Genomic DNA, 15,409 nt, shown 5'->3' with positions numbered 1-15,409 from the left:
ATTTCCGCCATAATATCCCGAGAATCTGGCGATATCGGCGCTGATGGCGCCAGCGAAGGCGCTTGTCTTCGGGCTGCGGTTGTCTGAATCGGTACTTCGAAGGAGACAACCAAGGGCGACCGCATGTGAGCCAAAGCGGCGACCTAGGGCTGCAGGCGTTGACGCTTTCGCCGACGCGCACTTGCCCTGGATTGGATGCTGCAATGGTCAGTCCTAGAGCACGCGGCGCACTGACGCTGTCGACCCGCCAGAAACTTGTCGTCGCCGCATATACGTAAATCCCGAGTGCACGTGAGGCTGCCCTGGTGCTCGGGGTGACCGAGGAGGCGTTGCTCGAAGAACTCCACCTCATCCGTGCGGTGTTTCGGAGTGACGGATACGCGGCGACGGCATCTCGACCTGCGCTGCTGAAAGCCGGCCGTGACACCCATCAGCTCCCGTCGTCCGCCGGTCACGAAGCGTAGCGGCGGCCCGAACCCGTGGTGCTCGTGTTGATCGCCCAGCGTGCTATTGGCGAAGGCTGCCGGCCAAACGCGGGCGGTGCCACTGTAGCTGCTTCCACCCCTGCCGATACGATTCGAGAAGAACCATTATCGGAGCTGATGCGGTGACCGCTCGGAGTCGCCCTCACGCGGGGGAGTGCGCTCATGGCGGACGGATTCCCGGTGCTCGAGGGCGTGGTGACGATCCTCGGGACGCTCGGCGGCATCGTGACGACAGTCGCAGCGCTCCGCGCCTCGGGGGCGCGGCGCCATGTCGAGCGAGCGCAAGGTGCATCCGCGATGCTGTCCGCGCTCGCTCAGCTCTCGCAGCAGAACGGCACCCGATTGGTCACCGCCGGCCAAGACGACGAGCTGAGCGCCGAACTCAGTCGCATCGTCTGCGAGAACGCCGCTTCTGACGTCAAACGGAACCCGACTCCGGTCGGCTTCGACTTCCCACGCGTGCTCATGCCCGCCTACGTAGCGTTCTTCGCGATCGTCAGCATCGCGGCTTTCATCCGCGCGGCGACCGGCGGCACTTGGGGCGACACGGCCGCCGGGTTCATCTTCGCTGCCGCGTCGCAGTCCGGCTCGGGTTCCTCGTCCTCCGCTGAGTACGGATCCTCGTCCGCGGCGGCGGCGTACCTGCCGTCGAAGGTCACGAGCAGTTCGGGCAGCAGCACGAGCATGGAGTACGACGACTACGGGAACCAGAAGTCCTCGCAGTCAGGCTCAGTTGCAGGCTCGAAAGCCTCGATCAACTACAACAAGGACGGCACCGTCCAGCAGGCGACCGCGCCGGGCAACTCGGGCAACCCGACCAAGTACACATACGACGCGAACAAGCAGCTGAAGACGATTGATGCGCCGACGCAGACGGCAGACGGCGTGACAAAGCCAATCGTTGGGCAGAAGGTGTACACCTACGACGACTTCGGACGTGTCAAGACGCAGACCGACGGCCGGAACAACACCACCACGTTCGGCCACGACTACGACGACCGCCTCTTGACAACCTCCTTCAGCGACGGCACCGCCACGGTCATGAACACGTACGACGGTAACGGGAACCAAACCGGGCCGAGCTCCGCCGGCGGCACCATCAGCACCACCTACGACCTACGACGACGCCGGCAACCGCACCGAGGCGAAAGCCACCGACGTCGTCAGCGGTGACGTGACCACCGACACGAAGCTCAGCTTCAACGCGATCGGACAGATCACCACCGCCGGGTACAGCTACGACGGCACCGGCAACATGGTCGCCGCCCCGGAGCAAACTTTCACCTATAACGGCGCTCAGTAGATGACCGCCTCAACAAAGGACGGCGTCAAAACCAGCTACACCTACGCCGGTGCATCCATGGTGAAGCTGCTTTCCCAGGCGACCGACGGTGGGAGCGCCTACCGGTACACCTACGGCAAGTCGGGCACGTTGACGGCTCGAACCGTGGCTGGTGTTGGCACTGCTTCAGTGCTCAATGACCCGTCTGGCGGTCGGCCGGTGGACCTCCGGACCACCGACGGCACCACGACCATGTGGATCATCAACGGCATCGGCAACCCCGCGGCCGCCATCACCGACCAGGGCGCCAAGGCATATACCGTCTCGTACTCGCCGTACGGCGGGGAGAACGTTTCCTGCGGTGACAGCAGTATCCAGTGGCAACAAAACCCCTTCGGGTTCAAGGGTGGCACCCGCGCCAGCAGCACCAGCAACGGACTCACCAAGTTCGGGTATCGCTGGCAATCGGCCGTTACCGGCGGTTGGATCGAACGCGACACACTTGACGCGCCTCTTGACCCGAACAACGCGAATCGGTATGCCTTCGCTGGTTCAGACCCAATCAATGGTTCCGACCCGACCGGACGGAGTGATGTAGGGACGTTCCTTGGCTTCTCGAGCGCTCTCTTGTCCGGGGTAGGCCTCATCGCTTCGGCAACAGGCGTCGGGGCGGGAGTCGGAATCGGTCTCGGAATCGCTAGCTCTGCGGCAAACGTGGCGTCTCTCGCGGTCGACGGTGCACCTCCCGCTGCTATCGGCAGCGCCGCCGTTCTAGGTGTAGCGACCCTCGGGATTGGAGGTTTGGGTGCCGGTCTGAAGGCTGGGAACGCTGCTGGTGTAGCTACCGGAGCCTTCTCTGGACTCGAGATTGCGGCCGGATCGGCGTACACAGAATCTCAATGCCTAGAGTGGTCGTATGTTCGCATCAGGTGCCTCAGGGCTCGGTTGGGTTGCGCTGGCGATCCTCGCCGTCAGTCTCATCATCGTTTTCCTAATAAATAGGAAGAAAAAATGACTCAGGAGCTATCCGCCCCACCCGCCAGCCGCACTAGTACTGCTGGTGCTTGGCTACTTTGTGCTGCGGTGATGATTCTGATGGCATTTCTATTCCCGAAGGCTTCCTGGGTGTTCACATTGCTTGCAATTGGGGCTTGCTTCATAGGATGGCGTTGGGTGCGAATGCGTGTGATTCTGCAGGAAGATCAGCTAATCCTGCGGAACTTGTTCGTCACTCGAGTCGTTCCCCGTGAACAAGTCACAGGTGTTCGAGATGGACAGTTTCTGAATTGGAAATCTGGTGACCAGCAGCATGAATCTCTTATTGGCTACTTGATGGGCTCTATGGATACCGGTAGTCCTAATATGGAGGGTCGGGCCAAGCGGATAGCGACTGATGCAATAGAAAAGTGGTGTACTTCCAAGTCCTAGTGAGGGAATCGCACACTAGGGAAGTCGCAGCGCCGGTTCAATTCCTCAGTAGGCTCGAGTTGCTCGTAAATCTGGCCAGCGGTAAATGGCTATTCGGTCGACGATAATGCTGTCCCGGTCATAGTTGAGGGTGACCGTATCGGCGACCTACCCGGCTACAAGGCGTCGGCCGCCGATGTGTCAACGAGCTGATGTGACTGTCCGATGCCGGCTACGTTCGTCCCAGGAGGAAGTCGAAGTTCGCGGCTGCAGTGTTCGGAGGTGTCGGTATTCTTGCCGATGGCGCTGGCTTCATCCTTGGATCTATAGCGACCGCGGGAACGCTTGACATACTGATTAGCGCGCTGGGCGCGGTGTCGTTTGCGACGGGAGCGCCCGGCGCGCTCCTCACGGCAAAGTCCCTCTCCCCTGGCGGGTGCTGACATGCAGGTAGCACTCCTTGTGGGCCTCATTGGGTTCCTCGTGACGCTCGCAGTTTGGCTGTTTCGGCGGGTCAGGCGACGAGCAGCAGACGGCTTGCAGCTCGTGCTAGCTGTGATTGGATTGGCGTTCGGCGTAGTAGCCCTGATCGGAGTGGTCGGAACTCTGCTCAGCTGAATCTTTTGAGCGATTAGATGTTCCGCGAGCAGGCGTGAACAGTGCTTGTAGTTGCGGGACCCGCCGTGACCCCAAGCTCTACCATAGGCACGCCGATCAGCGTGGTTCGGACGGGGTGATTCGGTCCGGCAGCGGGCGTGGGTCAAGATGCCTTCCAAGACGAGTGGACCAGGTCGGAACGCCCCGTGGGAACCTGGCAATGGCTGCGTGAGAAGCGCCATCGTGCTTATCGGTCACACCAAGCGCTTCCGGCGCCCTCGAGCGTGCTCCGAGCGGTCGGGGCGCCACTCTCGACATCCAAGGACAGTCGCTTCCGCCCCTGCTAAGACGTTCTGAGAAGGACCGTTATCGGAGTTGATTCTGACCCGTCCGCTGTTCGTGAGCATGGGTGGCATCCGCGACAGCGGCCGTGATCAGCGTGTGCTGCGTGCATTTGTCTCCGCTGGTGAGTTCGTGAACTTTGCGAGGAACTGCACGCCGCCGATCGGGGTAGTGCTGTCGAGGACCGCGACGAGCTACTCGATCGGCAGCTGGATCCGGACTTGCAGCGTACGGAAGTGGCGGGCGATGCTGACGCGAAGGTGCTGCTGCAACTCATTTGCTGGGTTCATCCTCGACCAGAGGCTTTCGCTCGACTGCTCGGACCTTCCACCATGACCAGGAACGCGCGCTCGGCGATTTCAGCCTGCACGAATCGATGGGCAGGGCCGGTGTGAGCAAGGGCGACGCGGCGTTTTGAGTCGGTCTTGGCCCTCCTGCAGAAGAACGTCCTGATCCGAATGCGATTGAAGCGAGCCCTGACCTTATTTGCTGGGTTCCTCTGTGTTGCCAATTCACTTGAAGGCGGCGAGGAGCCAGCGGGTCACCTGAAGTAACGGCGACCATTCGTCTCCGGCACCTTCCGGGGGTGGCTCGCAGACGCCATTGTCCGACAGGCGAAATGCCGCTGCCTAGCAGTCTGTTGTGACCTTCGGTGTGGCCTGGGATCCGTTCGGAGTGCGCTGAATACGTTCGTCGTGAGCGATGGCTTCGGTCGGCTTCCCCGGCAAGTACCTGACCTCGACACCAGTCGCATCAGTGGTGACGTCGGCAACTTCTCCGAAGCGGGCTGCGCCTTTGACCTCGTAGCGGCGTCCGTTGACGGTGTATGCGTAGATCGCCGCATACTGCGTGTATGAACCCCTGTACTTCCGCACTTCAAAGGAACAGATCTCGCCGGTAGGTGTGCCGGTGGTGTTCGCGCCGTCATCGGCGAGACGTTCAGTGCTCGTCCTGGTCAGCCACATCCCAATGCTCGCCACGACGATGACTGCCATGACGACCGCCAGAAGAACGAGCAGGCGGGCGCTGGTCGGTGCCGCGAACCTTCGCGCGCGTAGCGGTTCGATGCCCATGGACAGATCGTAGGTCGATGAGCCGTCAGCGCTCAGCGTCGGTACGTAGTTCCACTGGGTACCGCGGCCGGCAGCTCCGGGCGACATTCGCACCGCCGCCGAACAGGTGAACCGCGCTATTTCGGATCGTCAGCAGCAAGAACCGGTTCGTTGTTGACCGATAGGCGGAGCGCCTCCACTTGAGCAGAGATCAAGACGCGGGCGTCGATACGGCTCAACTACGGCGTACGAGCCGGCCCCGCTCAGCCCGGCGCGATGATGTTCGGCGCGAACCGGCACCAGTAGTCGGTGATCGGGCCGTCGGACTCACGGATGCCGACGCCGAACGACTCACCGTCCACCACCCAGGACCCGAGGACCGGGTGGTTGTGCCCGTTCGACCCGGGGAAGTCCGGCAGCTCGTGGTACTGCTGCCACACCCGCTCGCCGGCGGTCCCGGCGCGACGGTACTCCGAGCCGTTCGACGTCACCGACCCGTCGGCGCGGTGGACGGCGATGCCATCGCCCTCACGGCCGAAGACCGGCTTCACGACGAAGTCCGTCATGCCGTCCGGCCCGTCGGCGTACGACGGCAGCAGGTTCTGGTGCCCGGGGAACAGCCGCCAGAGCGCCACGAGCAGGAGCTTGTTCGACAGGAACATCTTCCAGGCGGGCTCGTACCAGCGCCCGAGCCGACCGCGGTCGCGCACGAGGAAGGCCCCGAACTCCTGGTCGCCCGTGGCGCGGTCCTCCCCGGAGACCAGGTCCTCCCACGGGTAGAGCTTGAACAGGTTCCGGATGACCGGCCACTGTGTGCCGGGCTCGTCGCCGGGCAGGGTGAAGACGCTCCGCGCGGACCCCGAGGGCTCCTGGTTGCCGACGAACTGCCGGGCGACACCGTGCCAGCCGATGTCCTTCATCTCGATGCCGGTGTGCTCCCAACCGGCCTCGCCGGCAAGGTCGCGCATGTACGCAACGGTGTCCCAGTCCTCGCCCGCGGTGTCGAGGTCCGAGTGCGCGACGAACAGCCGTCCGCCGTCCTCGGCGCGGAGCGAGTCGTGCAGGAGCGTCCGCCACCGTGCGACGAGCGCCTCGTGGATGCCGTTCCACTGGTCGGTGTCGGCCGGCAGCTCACCGGACTCGACGCGCTCGCGCATCCAGTGCCACTGCGTGACCGAAGCCTCGATGAGCCCGGTCGGGGTGTCGCCGTTGTACTCGAGGAGCTTCGCGGGGGAGCCGTCGCCGGCGTACGCGAGGTCGAAGCGTGCGTAGACGTCCGGTTCGCCCTGCTCGAGGGACCACGCTGCGAGCTCGAAGCCGTCCCGCGTCAGGCCGAGGGTGCCGAGTTCGCCCGAGGCCATGTACCGGGCGGCCTCGAGGCACATCCGGTGCAGCTCCTCGGTCTGCTGCTCGAGCGCCTCGACCTCGGGGAGGGTGAAGACGTAGGCGGCGCCGTCGTTCCAGTACTCGACCTCGGTGCCGTCCTCGCGGTGCGACCGCGAGTAGACGAGCCCGGTCTGCTGGATCTTCCGCTGCCAGTCCGGTCGCGGCGTGTACTCCACGCGCTCCATCAGCCGCCGAACCCGCCGTGCTCGCCGGATCCGCCGAAGCCGCCCTTCGAGACGGAGCTACCGCGCGACGAGAGGCCGGACTTCGCCGTCTTCCCCGAGGGCAGCGACGTCGTCCCGCCGGAGGCGCGCTCGCCGACCGCGGGGACCCGGGTGCTGCGGCTGCTGCTCACCGGCAGGTAGTACCAGCCCGCGTGGCCGCCGTGGTTGTTGCAGTCGTCGTCCGGGAGGCGCTTCTGCGTCGAGTTGTCGCGGCAGATCTTCGCGTAGTCGGCGTTGACGCCGGCTCCCTGGCCGCAGCCCGTCAGGGAAGCGGCCAGCGCGGCGACCACGCCGATGGAGACAGCGCGCGATGCGCGACGACGAACACTCACGATCACGACCCTAGCGATCCACGGTGGGCCGGGGCTGTCGTCGCTCGACCGAGTCCGAGTTCGGGTCCTTGCCGGCCGCGCCGGTGCGTCCGACGAAGAACGCCGGCGACCGGAGACGCCACACGACCATGAGGACGACGCCGACCGCGATGGCGGCGACGCCCACGACGGCGACCGCACCGATCCCGAGGACCGTCACGTTCCTCCCGTCCGCGTCCTGCAGCCAGTCGGGCCGCGCGAACTGCGCGAGCCCGTAGCCGAACGCGACCGTCAGCGTCGCACCGCCGAGGAGCGGGACGACGCCGCGCACCACGAAGTGGCGCGCGCTGTCGAGCAGGGTCCGTCGGAACACCCAGACGCACGCGAACCCGGTGAGGGCGTAGTAGAAGGCGATCATCAGCCCGACGGACCCGATGAGCGCGGTGAGCAGGTTGCCGGACAGCACCGTGAAGAGCACGTAGCACCCGGCCGAGGCGATCCCCATCCCGAAGGTCGACCACGTCGGGGTGCGGAAGCGCGCGTGCACCCGGGCGAAGCGCGACGGCAGGGCACCGTGGGCCGCCATCGAGAGCGCCGTGCGGGCGGTCGGCAGGATCGTCGTCTGCGTGGACGCCGATGCCGAGGTCAGGATCGCGAACGCGAGCAGCGCCGTGGCCGCGTGCCCGAGGACGGACGACCCGAACAGCGCGGGCGCGATCGCGGCGAAGACGTCGTCGGCGTTGCCCGGTGACCCCAGACCGATGCCGTCCGTCCCGACACCGGCGAAGGCGATCGTCGCCGTCGCCAGGAGGACGTAGGTGCCGAGCAGCAGGACGGTGCTGATGACGGCCGATCGGCCCGGCGTTCGTCGTGGGTCGGTCGTCTCCTCGTTGAGCGAGAGGGCCGTGTCCCATCCCCAGTAGATGAAGAGCGCGGTCAGCATCGCGGGCGCGATCACGGTCGCCGGGTCGAGACCGCTCGGCCAGAGCCAGTCGAGCGAGGGGGTGATCGACGTCACGCCGGCCGTGCCGTCGAACACGCGGAACGCCGCGACCCCCGCGAACACCGCCAGTGCCAGCACCTCGATGCCGAGGAGCGCGTACTGCAGGCGGGTGGACACCTCGACACCGAGGTGGCAGACGACCGTCATGACCGCGATCCAGGCGACACCGGCGACCGTCGACCACAGGGTGTCGCCGCCGAGTGCGGTGATCGCGTCGACGTCCGTGACCGCACCGACGAAGCGGAACCCGTACGACCCGGCGATCTGGGCCAGGTTCGCCATGACGATGACGTCCGCAGCGATGATCCCCCAGCCGCCGAGCCACCCGGTCGTCGGCCCGAACGCACGGGTCACCCACGTGAAGGTCGTGCCGCAGTCCGGGTCGAGACGGTTCAGCTCCTGGAAGGCCACCGCGATCATCCACATCGGGACGAACGCCAGCAGCAGGATGCTCGGCGCCTTGACGCCGGCGAGCAGCACGCCGCCGCTCGCCACGACGAGGCCCAGGCTCGCGGCCAGGCTGTAGGCGGGGGCCGTCGACGACAGGCTGACGACGATGCTCCCCAGGAGGCCGATCGACCCGGGCTTCAGGCCCTTCGCCGTGGTGTTCGGACCGGTCGTCGCCACGGCGGGGGCCGCTCCGGGGCTCGGGGTCGGTCCGGTGGTGGCACGCATCCCTGCACTCAACACGATCCGAGCACCGGCCGGGGCGCGGCGTGACCAGGATCGTCCGCCGCGAGCGCTGACCTCGGATCGGAGGGCACCCGGCCGGTGCCGCTGCGCCCCGACTCCGAGCGGCCGCGGCCCCGGTGGCTATCGTGGACCGCATGACCGACGTCGCACGCACCGCAGGGATCCACACCGACGAGCTCGACCCGGACGTCCGCCCCCAGGACGACCTCTACCGGCACGTGAACGGGACCTGGGTCGCGCAGACACCGATCCCCGACGACAAGGCGCGGTACGGCTCCTTCACGGTCCTCGCCGAGGAGGCCGAGGTCGCCGTGCGCGACATCGTCGAGCGCTCGCAGCAGGCCGCACCCGGCTCAGAGGAGCGCAAGGTCGGCGACCTCTACACGTCCTTCACCGACGAGCACCACCTCGAGGAGCTCGGCACCGGTCCGATCGATCCGCTGCTCCGCGAGGTCGATGCGGTCGAGACCGTCGACGAGGTCATCGCGATGGTCGGCCGGTTCGAGCGGCTCGGCCTGCCCGGCTTCGTGCAGCTCTTCGTCGACAACGACCCGGGCGACCCGGAGTCGTACATCGTGTTCCTCGAGCAGTCCGGCCTCGGGCTCCCCGACGAGTCGTACTACCGCGAGGAGCGGTTCGCCGACATCCGCTCGAAGTACCGCGAGTTCGTCGCGTCGATGTTCCCGCTCGCCGGCTTCGCCGACGGCGGCCAGCGCACCGAGGCCGTCATCGCACTCGAGACGGCGCTCGCCGCGGTGCACTGGGACAACGTCACGACCCGTGACAGCCAGAAGACCTACAACAAGATGACCTGGGACGAGGTCACGGTGCTCGCGAACGGCGCGGACCTGCACCTCTGGTGGCAGGCCATCGGGGCCCCGGAGGGCGCGTTCGGGACCGTCGTGGTCCGTGAGCCCTCGTTCGTCACGGGCCTGGCCGAGCTGCTCCGCTCGCAGCCGCTCGAGGCGTGGAAGGACTGGCTGCGCTGGCAGGTCATCCGTGGTTCGGCCGCGTACCTGACGAGCGCGATGTCGGCCACGAACTTCTCGTTCTACGGCACCGCCCTCACGGGTGCACCGAAGCAGCGCGAGCGCTGGAAGCGCGGCGTCTCGCTGGTCGAGGGCGCGATGGGCGAGGCAGTCGGCCGCATCTACGTGCAGGAGCACTTCGACGAGACCTCCAAGGCCGAGATGGACGAGCTCGTCGCGAACCTGGTCGAGGCGTACCGGCAGAGCATCACGGCGCTCGACTGGATGACCGAGGAGACCCGGGCCCGGGCACTCGACAAGCTCGACAAGTTCACGCCGAAGATCGGCTACCCCGTCAAGTGGCGCGACTACTCGGCGCTGCCCGTCAGCCCCGACGACCTGATCGGCAACGTCCGCGCGGTCGCGAGCTTCCAGGTGGACCGCGAGCTCGGCAAGATCGGCAAGCCGATCGACCGCGACGAGTGGTTCATGACCCCGCAGACCATCAACGCGTACTACAACCCGGGCTTCAACGAGATCGTGTTCCCCGCGGCGATCCTGCAGTTCCCGTTCTTCGACGCCGCGCGTGACGCCGCCGCGAACTACGGTGCGATCGGTGCCGTCATCGGGCACGAGATCGGGCACGGCTTCGACGACCAGGGCTCGCAGTACGACGGCGACGGCCGGCTCCAGAACTGGTGGACCGAGGCCGACCGCACCGCCTTCGAGGAGCGCACGAAGGCCCTCATCGCCCAGTACGACGCCCTGGTGCCGACCGAGGTGCCGGACGCGCACGTCAACGGCGCGCTGACGATCGGCGAGAACATCGGCGACCTCGGCGGCCTGTCCATCGCGTGGAAGGCCTACCTGCTGTCGCTCGACGGCCAGGAGCCCCCGGTGGTGGACGGCCTGACCGGTGCCGAGCGCTTCTTCCTGAGCTGGGCGCAGGCCTGGCGCATGGCGATCCGCCCGGAGGAGGCCGCGCGCCTGCTCAGCATCGACCCGCACTCGCCGAACGAGTTCCGCTGCAACCAGATCGTGCGCAACATCGACGTCTACTACGACACCTTCGGCGTGACCGAGTCGGACGCGATGTACCTCGACCCGGCCGAGCGCGTCGCGATCTGGTGATGACCGAGCCGGACGCGGCTCCGTCGTCCGATCCGGGTGCCCCCGAGCCGGGTGCGCAGCCCGGAGCCGACGCAGACGCACCTCGCCGTCCCCGTCGCCGACCACAGGTCGGTGGCGGGGACGGCGCCCGTGCGCGCGGACGGCACCGCGGCGGGGCGGACGAACGCTTCGGCGCCGGCCTGGAGGCACTGGGCGCGTTGGCACGGGACGGCGCGTCCGTCAGTGCCTCCGTCATCGACACCTCGACCGGCAGGGCCCTGCTCGCCGTCGACGACACCCTCGTCCAGCCCGTCGCGAGCCTCGGTCGGATCCTCCTGCTCATCGAGGTCGCCGCCCAGCTCGAGGACGGACGCCTGCACGGCGACCGGCTCCAGCGGATGGCCCGCGACACGGCGACCGGTGCGGGCCTGTGGCAGTTCCTGCAGGAACCGACCATGCAGGTGCCGGACCTGGCGACCCTCGTCGGCGCGACGGCGGACGCGTGGGCGATGAACGCCCTGCTCTCGACGGTCGGCATCGACGCGGTCCGGCGCCGGGCGGAGGCGCTCGGCATCGACCGGACGGCGCTCATCGACCGGGTCCGCGACCGCCGCGGCCCGGACGACGCCCCGGACGCCTCCGTGGCGCCGTCGGGGGAGCTCGCCTGGCTCATGCGCGGCCTGGCGCTCGGCGAGGTCGTCGACGAACCGGTGTCGAACCGGGTGCTCGGGTGGTTGTCCCTGGCGAGTGACACGTCGCTCGTCGCGGGCGCGTTCGGCGTCGACCCGCTGGCGCACCGGGCGCTCGACCACGGGCTGCAGGCCGTCGTCGTGACGGGCTCGTCGACGGGGGTCCGCGCCGAGGCCGGGATCCTCCGCGGGCCGGGCTCGTCGGTGAGCTACGCCGTCACCGTGACCTTCGACGACGCGACCCTGCAGCAGCGCCTGGCAGTCATCGAGGCCCTGCGGACCGTGGGCACCGAGGTGCTCGAGGTCGTGCACACCCCCTCGTACCGGTGAGCCCCTCGTTGAGCAGGCCGGCCCGGGCGGGCGTGGGTGCGGTCGTCGCGGTGATCGCGGTCGCCCTGACGGGCTGCTCCGTCGAGGTGCACACTCCGACGTCGGACGCGACCGAGATCGCCGAGGCGAACGGGTCCCGCCTGCTGCGGGCCCTGAGCAGCACGGCGCTGGGGGCCCCTGATGGTCCCGCGCTCCAGGCCGCTGTCCGCGAGCAGCGCTTCGGTGGGTACGGGGACGTCGAATCGCTCACCCCTGCGGAGCTGGCTCGCCAGCGCGGCAACCTGCGAGCCGCCGTGTACGGGACGGCGCGGTCGTCCACGGGGGTCGAGGTGTCCGCCTACGCGTCGGGCACCGCGCAGGGCGCCGGTCTCTCGAGCAGTGCGACCGTCTACGGGTGCTTCCGCGCACAGCTCACCGCAGGGAGCTCCGCGGTGTCGTCGCGTGCTGTCCCGTGCCCGGACTTCGGGACGTCCGGCTCGGATACGGAGCGGACCCTCGTGCTCGACCTGCCCGCACCACCAGGGCCGGACCCACGAGCGACCCCCGGCGGGTAGCCGGCCGGACCACGCACGTCACTCTGCCGCCTGGCCCTCCGGCACCAGTCCGGACACGTTGAGGAGCCCGGCGTCTTCGGACCGGCACGCGGTGAAGTCCGTGTCCCGCACGAACAGCGACTCCTTCGACCCCGGCGGGTAGACGCGGAAGCCGTCCGCCGCGACCGGCTGGCACTTCTCGGTGGGGTAGTTGGCGGCGGTGGTGACCTGGATCGGGGCCACGGCGACGGCCCCGGGGGCGAGCGTCACGGTCGGGTGCGGCGAGTTCGTGGCGCGGGTCGCGGCAGCGCCGATCTGGCTGCCGTCACCACCCCCGACGAAGGACACCCCCGGCCAGCCCTGCAGCGTGCAGGTGCTCGACCCGGTGTTCCGCAGGGCCAGGTGCACGTAGGTGCTGCCCGCGGCACCGCCGCTGCCCGACTCGATGCTCCCGGCGAGCGAGTCGGTGTCACAGCGGTCGCCGGCCGCGGTCCCACCGGTCGAGCTCGGTGCCGCCGTCGGGGTCGGGGCCCTCGACGGCGCGGACGACCCCGCCGGAGGTGCCGACGAGGACCCGGTCGTCGGCGCGGCGGTCACCGTCCGGGTCGCGGTGGGCGCCGTGTCCGGACCACCGGAGGAACAGCCGGAGAGCGCGAGGGCCAGGACGACCCCGGTGGTGGCGAGGAGGACGGGAGCGACGGTGCTGCGGTGCATGCCTCGACGCAACTCCGGCCCGTCCCGTCGTGTTCGGGTAGCGTCCAGACGTCGCGTCCACACTCGCGGCACAGCCAGGCACACGAGCGACGGAGGTCGGAACATGGCAGGCAAGCACGAGCAGGCACGCGGCGACGAGGGCCGGGCGGACGGCGTCGAGCCGCACGCCGGAGCCTTCACCGACAGCGAGATCCCGGGCGAGCAGCACGTCGAGTCGCACGAGCCCGCGGGGGAGTTCGTCTCCAGCGACATCCCCGGCGAGACGCGGCCGGACGACGCACCGGCGGCCGACACCGGCGAGTACGTCGAGTCGGACATCCCCGGCGAGGCCGAGCCGACCCAGGACGGCGAGACCGGCCACTACGTCGACAAGGACGAGTGAGCGAGACCGAGTGAGCGACACCGAGTGACCCCGGCCCGGGCTGGTCGGATCTTCAGTCGACCAGGCCGGCGTCCACCAGCCGGCGGAGCGTCTCGACGCCCGCCGGCGGACACCGGTCGGCGTCCGCGGAGGTGACCCACTCCACCTCGTCGACCTCTGCGGAGGCGACGGGCGTGGCGGAGTCGGTCGCGCCTCCCGGCCGGACCGTGAACAGCGCCATCGCGACCATCGTCCCCTCGCCCTGGCCGTGCGCGGCCTCGGTGACGGTGCCGAAGGGCTCGACGTCCGCCTCGGTGAGGTGCAGGCCGGTCTCCTCGCGCGCCTCGCGCAGCGCTGCCTGCACGTCGGTCTCGTGGGGCTCCGCCTTGCCGCCGGGCAGGTAGAGCACGTCGCGGCCGCGGGCACGCACCATGAGCACGCGCCGGTCGCGCACCAGCAGCAGCGCGCTGACACAGAGCGTCCGTGGTCGGGCCGGGAGGGTCAGCTCGCGTCCGCCTCGCCGGTGCGGTCCGTCGACACGGGGCACTCGGGCGCGGTGCGCTCCGCGAGCGGCACCACAGGGGCGGGCAGCTCCGCCTCGGGCTCGGGACGGACCCCGAACAGGGCGTCGAGCGCCCCGACGAACTCCTCGCCGCGACCGGCCCGACCGAGCTCCCGCGCGCGGACCGACGGCCGGTGCAGCAGGACGCCGACCAGGTGCCGGAGCGCGCGCTCGGTCTGCTCGGCGGCCTCGGTGTCGCCCTCACGGCGCTTCGCGCGGTCGATCTCGTCGTCGAGGATGTCGAACACGTGCTTGCGGAAGGCCACGAGTGCCGGGGTGGTCGACTGCTCGAGCGCCTGCGCCCGGAACCGGGACACGGCGTCGTCGACCATCTGGCGCGCCTCGGACTCGGCGTTCAGCTCGGCGATCGGGGCGTGGATGCTGATCGTCTCGAGGTCGAGCAGCTCGACGCCGTCGACGTGGGCCACGTCGGGATCGACGTTGCGGGGGAGCCCGAGGTCGATGACGATGCGGCGCCGCCCGTCGTCGAGGTCCGCCGGTTCGACGACCGGGACCTCGGTCGAGGTGCAGGTGATGAGGACGTCGGTCGTGCGGATCGCCTCGCGCAGGTCGGTGGCGGCCACGAGGTCGTGCTTCGCGGCGAACCACGGTGCCCGGCCGGACGGCGAGAACACCTGGATGTCGGCGGCACCGCGGTCGCGCAGCGCGGCGATGGTCGTGGCCGCGTAGCTGCCGGTGCCGACGAGCAGCACCCGGGTCCGGGCCCAGTCGGTGATGCGCGACGAGGCGAGCTCGAGGCCGAGACGCACGAGCGAGCGACCGGCGGCACCGATGCGCGTGCGGGTCTTCACGCCGCGCGAGGTGTGCGCTGCCTCCTGGAACAGGCGCTCGAGGTCCGAGGTCGTGGTGCCGTTGGCGCGGGCGTCCTCGAGGGCGCGGCGGACCTGGCCGGAGATCTCGGTCTCGCCGACGACGACGGACTCGAGGCCGCTCGACACGGCGAACAGGTGCTGCACGACGTCACCGCCGCCGAGCACGTTGACGGACTCGAGCACCTCGGCGGGCACGAGGTCACTGGCGGTGGCGACGGCGTCGACGGTGGCCGAGACGGCGGAGTCGCGGTCGTCGCCCGCGATGTCGAGGTAGGCCTCGAAGCGGTTGCAGGTGGCGAGGACGACGGCCCCGTCGAGCACGCCCGAGTCCGTCACCAGACGGCTCGCCGCGGTCGGTGCGCCGATGCTCAGTCGCTCCAGGAGGTCGAAGCTGGCGTTGCGGTGCGACGCCGTGAGACAGATGAGCACGTGTTCCATGGTAACTCGCCATCGGTTCACCGGCTGTTCGCCCTCCGCGTGCACAGCGGACCGGCAGCCGGGAATGCGCTCGGTGTCCCGTCCGGTCG

Annotated in this window: 14 protein-coding genes; 7 read left to right on the top strand and 7 right to left on the bottom strand. The window is 68.6% G+C overall.

Annotated elements, in window-relative coordinates; translation table 11 throughout:
- The first annotated feature begins 647 nt into the window (after window positions 1–647).
- From AB0N84_RS13970 to AB0N84_RS13960, 3 genes are read left to right on the top strand one after another with little or no spacing between them, the layout of a single operon-like run.
- Complete coding sequence (locus AB0N84_RS13970) at window positions 648–1,658, top strand: hypothetical protein (RefSeq protein ID WP_363547335.1); 1,011 nt, start codon at window positions 648–650, stop codon at window positions 1,656–1,658.
- Window position 1,659: 1 nt separating this feature from the next.
- On the top strand, window positions 1,660–1,788 hold the full coding sequence (locus tag AB0N84_RS13965) for a hypothetical protein (protein WP_363547332.1): 129 nt from the start codon (window positions 1,660–1,662) through the stop codon (window positions 1,786–1,788).
- Window positions 1,789–2,769 (top strand): RHS repeat-associated core domain-containing protein, encoded by a 981-nt coding sequence (locus AB0N84_RS13960; protein WP_363547329.1) that lies wholly within the window; start codon window positions 1,789–1,791, stop codon window positions 2,767–2,769. It begins immediately after the preceding gene.
- A 1,973-nt stretch (window positions 2,770–4,742) separates the two neighbouring features.
- Here AB0N84_RS13960 and AB0N84_RS13955 read toward each other — a convergent pair.
- The 4 genes from AB0N84_RS13955 to AB0N84_RS13940 all read right to left on the bottom strand — a co-directional run bounded on the left by AB0N84_RS13955 (window position 4,743) and on the right by AB0N84_RS13940 (window position 8,764).
- On the bottom strand, window positions 4,743–5,186 hold the full coding sequence (locus AB0N84_RS13955) for a DUF3592 domain-containing protein (protein WP_363547326.1): 444 nt from the start codon (window positions 5,184–5,186) through the stop codon (window positions 4,743–4,745).
- Between the two features lie 242 nt (window positions 5,187–5,428).
- Window positions 5,429–6,736 carry a glutathionylspermidine synthase family protein gene (locus tag AB0N84_RS13950; RefSeq protein ID WP_363547323.1) on the bottom strand — a complete coding sequence of 436 codons (1,308 nt, stop codon included), beginning with the start codon at window positions 6,734–6,736 and terminating at the stop codon, window positions 5,429–5,431.
- Entirely contained in the window at window positions 6,736–7,107 is a 372-nt protein-coding gene (locus AB0N84_RS13945) for a tRNA-dihydrouridine synthase (RefSeq protein WP_223246591.1), read from the bottom strand. The genes AB0N84_RS13950 and AB0N84_RS13945 overlap by 1 nt, the downstream gene beginning before the upstream one ends.
- 10 nt (window positions 7,108–7,117) lie before the next feature.
- Window positions 7,118–8,764, bottom strand: a complete 1,647-nt coding sequence (locus AB0N84_RS13940) for an APC family permease (RefSeq protein ID WP_363547320.1) — start codon at window positions 8,762–8,764, stop codon at window positions 7,118–7,120.
- A 152-nt stretch (window positions 8,765–8,916) separates the two neighbouring features.
- Between AB0N84_RS13940 and AB0N84_RS13935 the strand changes: the two genes are divergently transcribed.
- The 3 genes from AB0N84_RS13935 (at window position 8,917) to AB0N84_RS13925 (ending at window position 12,433) form a co-directional block, all read left to right on the top strand.
- A complete protein-coding gene (locus tag AB0N84_RS13935; RefSeq protein ID WP_363547317.1) occupies window positions 8,917–10,881 on the top strand; it encodes a M13-type metalloendopeptidase in 1,965 nt (654 codons plus the stop codon).
- Between the two features lie 197 nt (window positions 10,882–11,078).
- Window positions 11,079–11,879 (top strand): serine hydrolase, encoded by an 801-nt coding sequence (locus AB0N84_RS13930; RefSeq protein ID WP_289460015.1) that lies wholly within the window; start codon window positions 11,079–11,081, stop codon window positions 11,877–11,879.
- Window positions 11,876–12,433 carry a hypothetical protein gene (locus tag AB0N84_RS13925; RefSeq protein ID WP_363547314.1) on the top strand — a complete coding sequence of 186 codons (558 nt, stop codon included), beginning with the start codon at window positions 11,876–11,878 and terminating at the stop codon, window positions 12,431–12,433. Before AB0N84_RS13930 ends, AB0N84_RS13925 begins: the two co-directional genes overlap by 4 nt.
- Window positions 12,434–12,451: 18 nt before the next feature.
- Here the strand turns inward: AB0N84_RS13925 and AB0N84_RS13920 are convergent, their stop codons facing one another.
- The gene (locus AB0N84_RS13920; RefSeq protein ID WP_363547311.1) at window positions 12,452–13,126 is read right to left on the bottom strand and encodes a DUF4232 domain-containing protein; all 675 of its coding nucleotides are present in this window, start codon (window positions 13,124–13,126) and stop codon (window positions 12,452–12,454) included.
- Between the two features lie 103 nt (window positions 13,127–13,229).
- On the opposite strand from AB0N84_RS13920, the gene AB0N84_RS13915 reads away from it, so the two are divergent.
- The gene (locus AB0N84_RS13915) at window positions 13,230–13,508 is read left to right on the top strand and encodes a hypothetical protein (RefSeq protein WP_363547308.1); all 279 of its coding nucleotides are present in this window, start codon (window positions 13,230–13,232) and stop codon (window positions 13,506–13,508) included.
- A 52-nt stretch (window positions 13,509–13,560) separates the two neighbouring features.
- Here AB0N84_RS13915 and AB0N84_RS13910 read toward each other — a convergent pair whose 3' ends face one another.
- Together AB0N84_RS13910 and AB0N84_RS13905 are read right to left on the bottom strand one after the other, a co-directional pair.
- On the bottom strand, window positions 13,561–13,992 hold the full coding sequence (locus AB0N84_RS13910; RefSeq protein ID WP_363547377.1) for an NUDIX domain-containing protein: 432 nt from the start codon (window positions 13,990–13,992) through the stop codon (window positions 13,561–13,563).
- Window positions 13,989–15,311 carry a glutamyl-tRNA reductase gene (locus AB0N84_RS13905; protein WP_069712749.1) on the bottom strand — a complete coding sequence of 441 codons (1,323 nt, stop codon included), beginning with the start codon at window positions 15,309–15,311 and terminating at the stop codon, window positions 13,989–13,991. The genes AB0N84_RS13910 and AB0N84_RS13905 overlap by 4 nt, the downstream gene beginning before the upstream one ends.
- Window positions 15,312–15,409 lie beyond the last annotated feature (98 nt).

This window comes from Curtobacterium sp. NPDC089185 (assembly GCF_040685235.1).
Classification (GTDB): domain Bacteria; phylum Actinomycetota; class Actinomycetes; order Actinomycetales; family Microbacteriaceae; genus Curtobacterium; species Curtobacterium citri.
This window is presented reverse-complemented; position numbering and strand designations above follow the sequence as displayed.

Bases quoted from the DNA above. Each gene is read 5' to 3' on its own strand.
- AB0N84_RS13970 (WP_363547335.1), top strand. From the start codon at position 648: ATGGCGGACGGATTCCCGGTGCTCGAGGGCGTGGTGACGATCCTCGGG.
- AB0N84_RS13960 (WP_363547329.1), top strand. From the start codon at position 1,789: ATGACCGCCTCAACAAAGGACGGCGTCAAAACCAGCTACACCTACGCC.
- AB0N84_RS13955 (WP_363547326.1), bottom strand. From the start codon at position 5,186: ATGGGCATCGAACCGCTACGCGCGCGAAGGTTCGCGGCACCGACCAGC.
- AB0N84_RS13950 (WP_363547323.1), bottom strand. From the start codon at position 6,736: ATGGAGCGCGTGGAGTACACGCCGCGACCGGACTGGCAGCGGAAGATC.
- AB0N84_RS13940 (WP_363547320.1), bottom strand. From the start codon at position 8,764: ATGCGTGCCACCACCGGACCGACCCCGAGCCCCGGAGCGGCCCCCGCC.
- AB0N84_RS13935 (WP_363547317.1), top strand. From the start codon at position 8,917: ATGACCGACGTCGCACGCACCGCAGGGATCCACACCGACGAGCTCGAC.
- AB0N84_RS13920 (WP_363547311.1), bottom strand. From the start codon at position 13,126: ATGCACCGCAGCACCGTCGCTCCCGTCCTCCTCGCCACCACCGGGGTC.
- AB0N84_RS13915 (WP_363547308.1), top strand. From the start codon at position 13,230: ATGGCAGGCAAGCACGAGCAGGCACGCGGCGACGAGGGCCGGGCGGAC.